This is a genomic window from Paenibacillus amylolyticus (assembly GCF_001570725.1).
Classification (GTDB): Bacteria; Bacillota; Bacilli; order Paenibacillales; family Paenibacillaceae; genus Paenibacillus; species Paenibacillus amylolyticus_A.
Map to the genome: position 1 here is coordinate 81,098 of NZ_BCNV01000003.1, position 13,354 is coordinate 94,451.

Sequence of the window (13,354 nt, forward strand, 5' to 3'; positions counted from 1 at the left end):
TTAGAGGAGCTTTTCCAGTTCGGCAAGATTAATTGCACCTAACATATCAGGATATAAAGAGACGAAGCCACTCGCCCGATATATATTTATAAATATTGTGAATGGAACATTGACTCAAGGCCGCCAATCTTCAGCATGAACGGAAAAGGAGAACAGCCGATGATACGTGTCATATTGATTGACGATGAAGAAGATGCACTGGATCTGCTTGAAATATTGCTTGGTCAAATAGGGAATGTGGAAATCGCAGGAAGATATCTAAATCCTATTCAGGCGCTAGAAGATTTAAGCCGAACCATGGTAGACGCCGTGTTCCTGGATATCCAGATGCCGGGTATGAAGGGCACCGAAGCAGCCCGGCGAATAAGGAGCATTTCTCCTGACCTGCCCATCATTTTCACGACAGCCTACGCTGAATATGCACTTGAAGCGTTTGAGATTGATTCAACCGATTATCTGTTGAAGCCGTTTACGGTGAACCGGTTACAAACTACGGTGGCAAGGATAACCAAAAATCTTTACAAGCAGGCCAGTCCACCAGAGCTAAAAAAGCCTTCAGTGCCGTCAGTTCTTTCTCTCGGAGGATTTCATATCGTATCACTGGGTGAAACAGGCAAGGAAGTCATTTGGAAAACGAAAAAAGAGAGGGAGCTATGCGCATTTCTGATTCATCATGAAGGCAAGCGTGTAAGTGCTGCTGTTATTATTGAGGCATTGTGGCCGGGTTACGATCTCGAAAAAGCCAAATCGTATTTGTACACCTGTCTCTCTTATCTTCGGAGAAGCTTGACAGAACATAAGGTAGCGATCCATATCCGAAAGGGAAATCAGGGGTTTTCCGCCGACCTGAACGACATTACAATAGATGTCTCTCAATTCGAGACATTGCTAAACAGAATATTAGCGGAAGAGCAAATGAATGAGATGCACTATGATCAGATGAACGAGATGTACATCGGAGATTATATGGATGGATGCAATTTCGACTGGGCAATTGCCAAACAGTTGGATATCAAATCGTTGTATGTCCGTGCGCTTCGAAAATGGCATGTGCATTACCGTAGTCAAGGAAAGCTTTTGTTTGCAGCGGATAGCTTGCAGAGGTTGTTGTCGCTTGTTCCTGACTCCGAGATTGACGGCCGCGCGCTGATTAAACTTTATCTGGACCTGAACAACCGCAGTGAGGCGTACCGTGTAAGCTTGCAGTTAGAGCAAGCCGTGCGTATACAACTTGGAACAGAACTGGAGGAGGAGACGTTGTTATTGGTTCAGAAAACGATAGAAGGATCGGAACGCACAGCTCGATGAAGCGCAAAATCGTTGCTTTACTTATTACGATAACAATGTTATTTGCCACTTATGGGGTGTTGTTGACTTACTTCACAATGAACAAGAAAACCATGCCGATCGCGGCGAACGGGGCCATGGACTTGACCGATTGGGCATTTGAGGAGAGCGGTGTGGTACGGCTAGATGGGCAATGGGAGTTTTATCCGAATCGGCTACTCTTCAGCCATCCCCCCACCTCTGAGGAAGCGAGAGATGAAGCCCCTTCGTTCATTCAGGTGCCAGGATCATGGTCCAAACAGATGGATACGTTGGGTGTGGCAACGTATCGGTTAAGGCTTTTAATTGATGACGATAGTGTGATATACGGAATGAAGACGGCAGCCATTCTGATCTCCAACAGGCTTGTTGTCAACGGACAAGTCGTAGGCTCCAGCGGGCATCCCGATAACAAAGACAGTTATTGGGCACTTAACAAGCCGTATGTCAGCTATTTCACACTAAAGCCAGGTTGGAACGATATCGTTATTGAGGTTGCCAACCATGAATTCCGGGTAACAAGTGGAATTGGAGAGTCTATCCAATTTGGCAAGGCTGACCAGATCGCAAGAATTCGGGATGTCGCGACAGCACATGACTGGATTGCCCTAACAGCCTTCCTGATCATGGGGCTTTATTTTATCGGATTATTTTCTCAGCGTAGGAATGATCAGTCCCTTGTTGTATTTGGACTCGTCTGTGTATTTATCGCAGCGTTTACAAGCGTCAGTGGTGAGAGGGTGCTGTTCGATGCGATGGGTCCACTTCCATTTTGGCTATATTTTCGCATTCAAATGGTTTCGACAATCGGGGTAGGTGTAGGATTTTTATTGTATGTGTATACCGCATTTCGTCCCTACAGCTATAGATGGTTTACGAAGGCAGGACTACTATCAGGGGGTACTTTACTTCTCTTGCATATGGGCTTTGCTACGCAACTTACGACAGGGCCGTTTCGCCTTGTGACGTCACTGTACGTCACGTTAGCTTTGTTGTACGCCACCTATGTGTTTGTTTACGCTGTTCTCCATAGAGTGGCTGGCAGCTGGTATTTGGCTGTGGCGGCTATGGCTTTGAACGCGCTGGTGTTGAACCAAAACTTAAACGTCTACTTTGGCGTTCCAATCTATTCGCTACCACCCGTCGAGCCGTTTCTTGTACTGCTCATGCTTGCACTGTTGATGTCGCTTCGCTTTTCAAACGCGTTCCAAAGGATAGAGGAGCTCTCGGGACAGCTGCTAGAGGCAGACAAGCACAAGGATGATTTTCTCGCACGCACCTCACACGAATTCAAGACGCCTCTTCATGGCGTTATGAACATATCCCGTTCTATGCTCGATGATACTGCTATACCGCCTACGTCAGGACAGCGAGAGAAGCTGCAGCTGATGATCGACATTACCAGGAAGCTCTCTCAGCTTGTCTATGACATTTTGGACTTGTCCAAGCTGAAACAGGGAGAGCTTAGAATTGATCCGGCACCGGTCGATGTCCGTTCGGTCGTAGAGATGCAAATCCGTTTCTACTCTTATCTCAGTACGGAAAAGGAGATTCAACTCGTCAATCAGGTGCCAGCGGACTTACCGCTCGCTTATGCTGATGAGATCAGGTTAAGCCAGATCATTAGTAATCTGTTGGACAATGCAATCAAGTATACGGAGAACGGAACGATTATTGTTGCTGGGAAGGAACAAGGAGACCTGTTGCAATTCGAAGTACAGGATACGGGAGCGGGTATCCATCCGGAGGATATGCCGTATATCTTTGAGCCGTTCAAATCCATGGAAGGAGTAAGCCAACGCGGCTCCGGGCTGGGGCTGTCTATCGCAAAGCAACTGATCAATCTGCAAGGAGGAACACTATCCGTGAGCTCAACGCTGAATGTAGGGACGACATTCACGTTTATGCTGCCGAGGGCAACCTCAATTAAGGAAAGTATAGCTACCCTGGATCATTTATCTGTATCCTACATTCAACCTCTGGAAAATGAATATTCGTTTCCTACACCGTATATTGCGAATCCTGATGGTAAGCGCACAATTTTGATCGTCGATGATCAGTATGTGAATCTGAAGGTCTTGCTGGATACACTGCAATCCCATGACTATCGTGTCATCGCGGTCAAAGATGGATACGAAGCACTTCACCAGATCGAACAACCGGGCAGAATCGATCTTGTCATTCTGGATCTGATGATGCCAGGCATGTCCGGATATGAAGTATGCCAAGAAATTCGCAAGCGCTATTCGCTCTTGGAGTTGCCCGTGTTAATGGTTACTGCGGCAATACAGCCACAAGATAAGGTGGCTGCATATCAGGTTGGGGCAAACGATTACTTGCCTAAACCGTTTGATGTGGAAGAATTGAAAGCCCGAATCGGAAGTTTGCTTGCCATGAAGGAATCGTTGGGACGCGCAGTTTATATGGAGGTGGCGTTCCTTCAATCGCAGATCAAGCCGCATTTTCTATATAACGTTCTTAATAGTATCGTTGCCTCCAGTTATACAGATGTAGAGCGTGCGCGGAACATGATTATCGCGTTGGCTGATTATTTGCGAGGGAGCTTCCGATTTAGCAATTCGGATAAACGCATCGAACTTGATGAGGAGTTCAAGCTTATTCAAACGTATGTGCAGATTGAGCAGGCAAGATTCAGGGACCGTATCTGCGTCCAATACGAGATTCCTGAAGAGGCGTATCGTCTACAAATACCACCGTTGCTGCTTCAGCCGTTGGTCGAAAATGCAATTCGCCACGGCATCGGAGACCGAATTGAAGGCGGTACAGTGAAATTGACAGTAGAGAGATCAGAAGAGGATTGGTTATTTGTTGTATCCGATGACGGAGTCGGAATCCCCTCAGATCGTATGAAGATATTACTTGAACAAAGCGAGTCCTACGTCCAGCAAGGAGTAGGTTTGCGAAATATCGATAAGCGATTGAGATTTGAATATGGAACTTCACTGGCGCTAACGAGTGAGCCAGGGCGTGGAACGAGTGTTGCTTTTCGTATTCCTAATGTACTGTCTTAAGAGAAGATGTGTTATATCAATGGGTTCCATCGTACTTACGATGGGGCTTTTTTGTATTGATTTGAACGTTAGTTTATCAAAAATATGATTGGTTGGACTCGAATGTCCAAGCTGCTCCAAGGCAAAAGATACATAAGTCCAATCGTTCGTCGAAACATGTCGAATAACATCGTTTTTTAAGGTTTTTTTAAGGTGTGCTCCGTTATGCTGATTAGAATGTATTCGATTGATATTGCGGAGGGGGAAACGTGCAATGGTTTCAGTGGGGGTAGTAAGTAAGAAATACGGAAATTATCGAAGAATGGCACATCTGTTTCTAGCCATCATTCTCTTTATACCATCTTTGGTGATTGGGGGCGGTGTAACTTCGGCTGCTTCCGGCTGGTCAATTATTGATGGGTATGGTGCAACTGGCATTAATGTAAATCCAGCCATGAGGGGTGAAAAGCCTGCCATTGTGGAATGGAATGGTGAAATCTATGTGGCATGGCGAGAAACCATCCAGAGTACACCTACGATCAATCAGATTAGGGTTAAAAAGTTTAATGGCTCAAACTGGGTTAGTGTTGACGGGGGTCACCCAACACTTGGTTTAAATTACGATGTTACCAAAGATGTCGTATCTCCGACTCTCGCCGTATATAACAACGCTTTATATTTGTCTTGGTCGGAAATGAAGACTTCCTCTATTGGCCAAATTCGGGTCAAAAAGTATGACGGTACGAGCTGGACAAATGCTGAAGGAGGAAGTGTAGAAGGAATCAATGGAAGCCCCTCAATAAGCGCGAGTACTCCCAAGTTGACTGAATACAATAATGAGTTGTATGCAATCTGGACGGAAGCAGCTAAGATTCGCGCGAAGAAGTACAATGGCACTACGTGGACAAGCCTCGACGGGGGTGGAGCAGATGGGTTGAATGTGAGTCCAGGCAGTGGAGCAGGTAGCCCCGTCATAGCTGTATATGGTAATGATTTATATGCACTATGGTCTGAAAGAGTAAGTACCGGTTTCAGTACGGTGCGTGCTAAGAAATATGATGGAAACAATTGGACAGTAGTTGACGGTGGAGCTGGATTAAACAAGGTTAGTTGGAACAACGCAATAACCCCAGTCTTAAGTGTTATCGATGATCATCTGTATGTAGCATGGGTAGAAGCCCGCGGTGGTCAATATAGCACGGATGATCAGATCCGTGTCAAAAAATTTGATGGCAGTACTTGGACCAATATTGATGGAGATGGCGAGTATGGCATCAACGTAAATATAGGGATGCGTGCTTTTGAGGTTCAGTTAGCGAGTTTGAATAATGAATTATATGCCATTTGGTCCGAATATTCTGGAGTGACGAGTAACGCTATTCCTATTTTTAAGATTCGTGTAAAAAAATACGATGGCAATGGATGGGTTCTAGCCGAAAACGGAAGAAATGGTGGCCTAAATGCATTTGGAACTAAAACCGCTAGCAATCCTGCCATAACAGCAATGAATGGAGCGCTGTACGCGGTGTGGGACGAGAATGACAGAGCAGTGGTCAATATAAGGGCAGCGCAATTTTCGCCGCCACCTCCACCAAGCGTCACCAGTGTTAGTGTGAGCCCAATTACGACAAGTATCATGCAAGGTGGTAGCAGACAACTATCCGCTGTTGTTAATGCAGTAGGGGATGCGCCAACGACAGTGACATGGAATAGTAGTGACGTCACGAACAAGGTAGCAGTAAATGCTACGGGCTTAGTTACTGTTGCACGGGACGCAACACCAGGGAATTACATCATCACGGCGACTTCCGCGTTCGATAGTACCAAAACAGCAACCTCAACCGTTACGGTGACATATGCACCAGCCGTTCAGAGCATAACGGTTAGTCCAAGTACTGATAGCTTGATGCAGGGGGAGAGCATCCAGTTAACTGCAACGGTTGTAGCCGTAGGTGGAGCGCCAGACACGGTAAGATGGCATAGCAGTGATCTCAGTAATAAAGTAACGGTAGATGCAACGGGGAAGGTAAGTGTGGCATCGGATGCTACACCGGGTGACTATACCATTACAGCATCTTCCACTTATGATACTTTCAAGAGAGAATCGGCGGTCATTACAGTGACCTATGCGCCAGCAGTTAATAGCGTTAGCGTTAGCCCAGATACCGACAGCTTGATGCAAGGAGAGAGCAGACAACTGGTCGCAACAGTAAACGCTGTAGGTGGGGCGGGAGCAACGGTGACGTGGAACAGCAGTGACACGGATAACAAGGTTGAGGTAAGCGATACTGGTTTTGTGACGGTTGCCGCAGATGCTGTGCCAGGGAATTACACGATTACGGCAACTTCGACGGTAGACAGCAGTAAGGTGGGGACAGCAACCATTACGGTGACGTATGCACCAGCCGTAAACGGGGTTAGTGTTACGCCTGATCCAGCCAGTATTGTACAGGGAGATGGTATACAGTTAGAGGCAATCGTTGAGGCAGTTGGTGGAGCTTCGACGGAGGTAACATGGAACAGCAGTGATCTAACTGGCAAAGTTGAGGTAAGTGATACAGGCTTTGTAACGGCTGCAGCAGATGCTGTACCAGGGGACTATACGATTACAGCTACATCAATTGAAGATGGCAGCAAAATAGGCATGGCAACCGTTACCGTGACCTATGCGCCAGCCATTCACAATATCACTGTCAATCCGGAAAGTGCTAATGTCGCGCAGGGAAGAAGCGAGCAACTCACCGCCACGGTAACTGCGGTAGGTGGAGCCGATCCTTCCGTGATGTGGGCGAGCAACGATTCTAGCAACAAGGTAACGGTAAGTAGCATGGGCAATGTTAGCGTTGCTTCCGATGCTGTGCCAGGTGACTATGTGATTACAGCAACATCCGTGTACGATCTAACCAAGGTTGCAACGGCAAACATTAAAGTGACGTATGCACCGGCCGTGAACAGCGTCAGGGTTAACCCGGCTACGGACAGCCTTATGCAGGGAGAGAGCAGACAACTGACGGCAACGGTAGATACCGTAGGCGGAGCCGACATAACGGTGACGTGGAGCAGTAGCGATGCAACCAATAAGGTAAAAGTCAATGATACAGGTTATGTTACGGTAGAAGCCGATGCTGAACCAGGGGAATATACCATTTTTGCAACCTCGACAGTAGATATTAGTAAAAAAGGTAGCATGATTCTCACGGTGACAGCAGCTCCAACGTATACGATTGCTTCAATTGAAGATCGCACACTGGAACCACTATTGCTCGATTATGAGTCTGGTACTCAGGAAACGAATACCGTTTCCATTCAACATACGGGTACAGGGAATCTGGTTCATTTATCTGCATCCCTGAGCGGGAATGATTCGGATGCCTTTGTTATCACGCAGCCGGATACTGAATTGACCGCTGGAGATCAGACAGAGTTCACTTTGCGTGCCAAAGATGGATTGCCAGCAGGAACATATACAGCTACCGTTACTTTGACAGCAGATCAGATGCTGCCGGTCACTTTCAAAGTAACACAGGCGGTAAATCTGCCTAATGCGCCGGCCAACCCTCGGAATCTGACAGCTGAACCTGGGGATGGTCATGTAACGTTGAAATGGGAAACGGAACCCGAAGTAGAGTACCGGATTTATATGGCAACAGACGATGATCCTGACTATAAGGTTGAAATTACAGACGAGGCATCGTCACCTTATACCATTCCTGAGTTGGTTAACGGTAAGACCTATTACTTTGTTGTAAAAGCAGAGAATAAGGGAGGTCTTAGTGAAGCCTCCAATCAGGTCAGCGTTACTCCATCAAGCGTTCCGGGGGCGCCAACAGATGTGACGGCGACTCCGGGCAACGGGCAGGCTACAGTGAGATTTACAGCGCCAGCACATAATGGTGGAAGTACAATTACGGGATACGAAGTGACTGTATCGCCTGGGAATACTATAATTACAGGGAACACTAGTCCAATTACAGTACCAGGATTGAATAATGGAACGAGCTATACGTTCAATGTGAGAGCAATAAACAGCGCAGGCAGAAGTACAGATTCGGCTATGTCCAATGCAGTTGTACCTGTAGCGTCCTCTGCTCCGTCGACCACTCCACCCGTGGCACAAGCACCGACGACCACACCAGCGACACCTGCGTCGACGGGCGTAGATATTTTGGTTAACGGGAAGGTAGAAAACGCTGGGCAAGCGGTGATATCGCAGCGTAATCAACAAACCGCGTTGACGATTGTGATTGATCAGCAGAAGCTGAATGATAGGTTGAAGAAGGAAGGACAGCATGCTGTTGTCACGATTCCTATTAATCAAACGTCCGATATCTTTGTTGGCGAACTTAACGGTGAAATGATCAAGACAATGGAAGATTATCAAGCCGTTCTAGAATTCAAAACCGAGCAGGCTTCGTACACGGTTCCTGCGGGTCAAATTCGTATCGGGGAGATTGCAGCTCAAGTTGGAGGGTCCGCAAATTTGCAGGAGATGAAGGTACGGATCGAAATCTCAGCCACGACATCTGTTGAACAAGAAATCGTGGAGCGTGCAGCGATGCAAGGCGAGTTAGTGCTGGTTGCCCAGCCGCTAAACTTTACCGTTAATGTCGTCCATGGAGACAAGACATTCCAAGTCAAAAATTTCGATGCATATGTGGAAAGAACGATAACCATTCCAGACGGCGTAGATCCTGACAAAATTACAACTGGCGTTGTCGTAGAGCCGGATGGATCGGTTCGTCACGTCCCTACCAAAGTGCGCCAAAATAATGGAAGATACGAGGCTCAAATCAACAGTTTGACCAATAGCACATACGCGGTGGTTTGGCATCCGCTACAATTTAATGATGTAACGAATCATTGGGGCAAAGATGCTGTGAACGACATGGGCTCTCGGATGATTGTGGAAGGAGTCGGTAACGGCAACTTCAGTCCTGACCGAGCCGTTACTCGCGCCGAGTTCGCAACAATTGTTGTTCGCGGATTAGGACTTCGTCCAGAGAACAAGGATACACCGTTTTCGGATGTCCAGGCGGAGCAATGGTTCAGTGGTGCTATTCATGCAGCGCAAGCCTACGGTTTGATCAATGGCTTCGAGGATGGCACCTTCCGTCCTGACGACACCATCACCAGAGAACAAGCAATGGTAATTCTGGCTCAAGCCATGAAGATTACCGGTTTGCAAGGAACATTGAACGATGCATCTTTGGACGCAACACTCCAAAGGTTCCAGGATGATGCCACTGTATCCTCTTGGGCACGTAGCGGAGCAGCAGACAGTGTGAGGTCAGGCCTTGTCCAAGGGCGCAGCGAGTCTCTACTGGTGCCAAAAGGCAAGATTACTCGGGCTGAGATTGCAACCATGATGCAGAGATTGCTGCAAAAGTCGAATCTGATCTAATTGCCTAAAGTACATCTGTTTTAGGTGGCGATGTTGGTTATACGGCATAATAATCATAAAGCGGAATATGGGCTTTGTAAGCCTGTGTTTCCGCTTTTTTTTAAAGTTGAAAGGTTGCATTCCTGAATAATTGAACCGAGTTTGCCTCCGATATTTCCAATAGGTAAGAACATATCAAATTTAAGTTTCGGTGGAATTTTTATAAACTGCAGTGTAACGAGCCTTTCTTTTATGTGAATTAATTGGGTTGAGATGCTCCTCAGAGGTTGTGATATACTCAATGGTATGTGTCTGATGTACAATGATGTTGTTTGCACGATGTAGCATGCAGAATAATTAACTATTAATGAGGACATAGACTGTCCTGGAATGCATAGAGGAGCTTTTGAGATGACAAAGGAAAACTTTTGGCGTGAATTGCCACGACCATTTTTTATACTGGCACCGATGGAAGATGTGACGGATGTGGTGTTTCGGCATGTCGTAAGTGAAGCGGGCAGACCGGATGTGTTTTTTACGGAGTTTGCGAATACAGAGAGTTATTGTCACCCGGAGGGGCACCATAGTGTGCGCGGGCGTTTGACTTTTACAGCGGACGAACAGCCGATTGTAGCTCATATCTGGGGAGATAAACCAGAATTCTTTCGTGAGATGAGTATCGGTATGGCTAAGGAAGGCTTTAAAGGGTTAGATATTAATATGGGATGCCCTGTAGCGAATGTAGCGGAGAATGGAAAAGGAAGCGGCCTGATCTGCCGGCCAGCCCTTGCGGCGGAGATTATTCAGGCGGCGAAAGCCGGAGGATTGCCTGTTAGTGTAAAAACAAGGCTCGGTTTCACAGCTGTAGACGAATGGCGCGACTGGTTAACTCATATTTTGCAACAAGACATTGTTAATCTATCTATTCACTTGCGGACGAGAGAAGAAATGAGCAAAGTAGACGCTCACTGGGAGCTGATCCCGGAGATTAAAAAACTTCGTGACGAGATAGCACCCAATACTCTTCTAACGATTAATGGGGATATTCCCGACCGTGAGACAGGCCTCAGACTCGTGGAGCAATATGGTGTGGATGGCATTATGATTGGACGAGGTATTTTCCAGAATCCCTTTGCTTTTGAGAAGGAGCCGAAGAAACACAGTAGTGAGGAATTACTTGGTCTGCTGCGGCTGCATCTGGATCTCCATGATCAATATTCAGGACAGGAGCCGCGTTCGTTCAGTGCGCTTGCTCGGTTTTTTAAAGTCTATGTTCGTGGCTTCCGCGGTGCTAGTGAGCTGAGAAACAGTTTGATGAACGCCAAGTCGACAAGTGAAGTTCGTACGTTGCTTAATGAATTTGGGAGTAAGGATCAAGATGAGGCGGAGGAACATGGGATTTAAGTTTCCGAGTTTGGAGAAAAAATAAAAATTGATTGATATACACCCCTTAGAAAGACATTGAGATAAGCCCTTGGTTTATCCGATAAGATTCTAGGGGGTGTTTTCATGATGAGACCCGCAGATACAAACCGAATAAATATGTTATCTTCAACAATGATATTGATAATCAAACTCATTTAGAATACGATCTATATTAAAATGTGATTTGAAGGAGTGAAGATAGATGCATGAAGAACCGAGCTTAACCGATTATTTCACCAATGAAATGATTGAGAAGATTGCTCGATTATGGTCACACACTCCCATTTCATTAATAGACGTTCGCAGTAAATGGGTCTATCCGAATCGTCCTATCGAAAATTACCGAATGCCTAGCAGCATGCTGGTTTATGCATATGGTGGACTCGCGGATGTAAAACTGAATCATATTCATTACAGCATGAATCGTTTTGGAATTTTTCATGGAGGCAAGGGAGCAGAATTAAGTATTACGCCTTCAGATTCACAGATTCATACAATCATGGTTCTTTACAAACCGGAGCCGCCTTCCTTCTATAAGAAAGAAATAATTCGGTTATTGGAAGAGATTGATCCATTCATACAGCTGTACGGGTACGTTCCCCAAAACCCGATACAGTTCCAAGACAAATTCCAGCAGATGTTGGACAGTTGGCAACGTATAACGGCAATGAACCAATTTCGTGCCAAAAATCTGCTGTATCAAATTATTCACGATATTTACAAGGATATGCAAACGGAAGGTGTGCATTATCTTCAACCTGATCCCGTCAATTCGGCCAAACAATATCTTAATGAACACTACAGAGAACCGATTTTGTTTCAGGAAATAGCCGATATGTTTTCCATTAGTAATGGCCAACTGACTCGTTTGTTCAAAAAAAAGGAAGGCATAGGATTGCAAGAGTATCTGATTCAAAAGCGGCTTGAAGTAGCGCGAACTCTTCTGACCAATACGGAATCGACAATCAAGGAAATTGCTCTGGGTTGTGGTTTTATTGATGAGAAGAATCTATTTCGTATGTTTAGAAAGCATTACAAGATGACCCCTAACGATTATCGGAAAATAAAAGCACCAGGCATGCCGGATTATGGTATTGATAATAATTCTCACCGTTTATACAATGAGGAAGGGCTAGACAACCTAGCCAAAATACATAGTGACGGGGAGTTAACCATGTTTGGACAAACAAGAAGCAAGGAAATGATAATGGCCGCGATGATGAGCTTGATGTTGTTGTTATCAGCGTGCTCGGGTACTGTACCGGCGAATAATGGAGCCTCAGCAAGTGAACCACCGGCGCAGACACAACAGGTACAATCATCGGCAAGTGCGGAGACGAAGGTAGCAGAGTCAACTCCGAAGACAAGGACGGTCAACACGATTATGGGTGAAATAGAAGTTCCTTCTAATCCTGAGCGTGTAGTAGTCAATTGGTACGCTGGAGATGCGGTTACTTTAGGCTTAAATATTGTAGGTACAACGGTTGGGCAGAGTACAGAAAGTTCTTACAACAAGCTTCCATATTGGGATGAGCTATCCAAATATACGTTTATTGAAAAGTGGGAAACGGAAGATATAATGGCACTTGAACCAGATTTGATCATTACGCATAAGGAAGAGGACTTCGATAAATTCAGAAACATTGCTCCGGTGCTTGTGATTTCAGGTAATGAAATGACACCAACAGAGAGATTGAAGTTTCTAGGAGAAGCGACTGGACGTGGCGAGATTGCAACTCAAGTGTTGGATAACTTCGAGACCAGGCTAACTACTGCCAAACAATTGATAAACAGCGAACGATTCAAAGACCAGACGTTTACAATTAATCAGGATTGGGGTTCAACCGGATCGTGGGCTGGCATTGGATTTGAAAGCGAGTCTCGTGGCGGAACGCTTCTATACAATTTCCTGGGAACAAAATTACCGGATAACGTGCAGGCCCTGCTCGACAAATCGGGGGATGATTATGCCATTCTTAGTTATGAAGTTGCCCATGAGTATTTTGGTGACTATGTATTATGGTTCGAATCTCCGGGCAAAGAATCGGAATATCAAAAGACAGAAATATGGAACAGTATTCCAGCTGTAGCCACTCATAAAATTGCAATTATTCCGGCAGAGGAATATGGGCTATTCTTTTTCTCCGACGTAGCTGCCATGACTGCGCAACTGGATTATATCACGAACCTTCTGCAATCATTAGAAGGCTAA

The 13,354-nt window shown here is 45.9% G+C and carries 5 protein-coding genes; all 5 read left to right on the forward strand.

Features of this window, described 5'->3' with window-relative positions:
• The first annotated feature begins 159 nt into the window (after positions 1–159).
• The 5 genes from PAHA3_RS18660 to PAHA3_RS18680 all read left to right on the forward strand — a co-directional run bounded on the left by PAHA3_RS18660 (position 160) and on the right by PAHA3_RS18680 (position 13,354).
• Positions 160–1,308, forward strand: a complete 1,149-nt coding sequence (locus tag PAHA3_RS18660; RefSeq protein WP_062836254.1) for a response regulator — start codon at positions 160–162, stop codon at positions 1,306–1,308.
• Positions 1,305–4,358, forward strand: coding sequence for a hybrid sensor histidine kinase/response regulator (locus tag PAHA3_RS18665; protein ID WP_062836255.1), 3,054 nt, complete (start codon positions 1,305–1,307; stop codon positions 4,356–4,358). Before PAHA3_RS18660 ends, PAHA3_RS18665 begins: the two co-directional genes overlap by 4 nt.
• Positions 4,359–4,611: 253 nt before the next feature.
• Positions 4,612–9,738, forward strand: a complete 5,127-nt coding sequence (locus PAHA3_RS18670; protein WP_062836256.1) for an Ig-like domain-containing protein — start codon at positions 4,612–4,614, stop codon at positions 9,736–9,738.
• 390 nt (positions 9,739–10,128) lie between these two features.
• Positions 10,129–11,121 carry a tRNA dihydrouridine synthase gene (locus tag PAHA3_RS18675; RefSeq protein WP_062836257.1) on the forward strand — a complete coding sequence of 331 codons (993 nt, stop codon included), beginning with the start codon at positions 10,129–10,131 and terminating at the stop codon, positions 11,119–11,121.
• Between the two features lie 223 nt (positions 11,122–11,344).
• Positions 11,345–13,354 (forward strand): AraC family transcriptional regulator, encoded by a 2,010-nt coding sequence (locus PAHA3_RS18680; RefSeq protein WP_062836258.1) that lies wholly within the window; start codon positions 11,345–11,347, stop codon positions 13,352–13,354.

Excerpts from the sequence above, each read along its gene's own strand:
- PAHA3_RS18660 (WP_062836254.1), top strand. The coding sequence starts at position 160 with ATGATACGTGTCATATTGATTGACGATGAAGAAGATGCACTGGATCTG.
- PAHA3_RS18665 (WP_062836255.1), top strand. The coding sequence starts at position 1,305 with ATGAAGCGCAAAATCGTTGCTTTACTTATTACGATAACAATGTTATTT.
- PAHA3_RS18670 (WP_062836256.1), top strand. The coding sequence starts at position 4,612 with ATGGTTTCAGTGGGGGTAGTAAGTAAGAAATACGGAAATTATCGAAGA.
- PAHA3_RS18675 (WP_062836257.1), top strand. The coding sequence starts at position 10,129 with ATGACAAAGGAAAACTTTTGGCGTGAATTGCCACGACCATTTTTTATA.
- PAHA3_RS18680 (WP_062836258.1), top strand. The coding sequence starts at position 11,345 with ATGCATGAAGAACCGAGCTTAACCGATTATTTCACCAATGAAATGATT.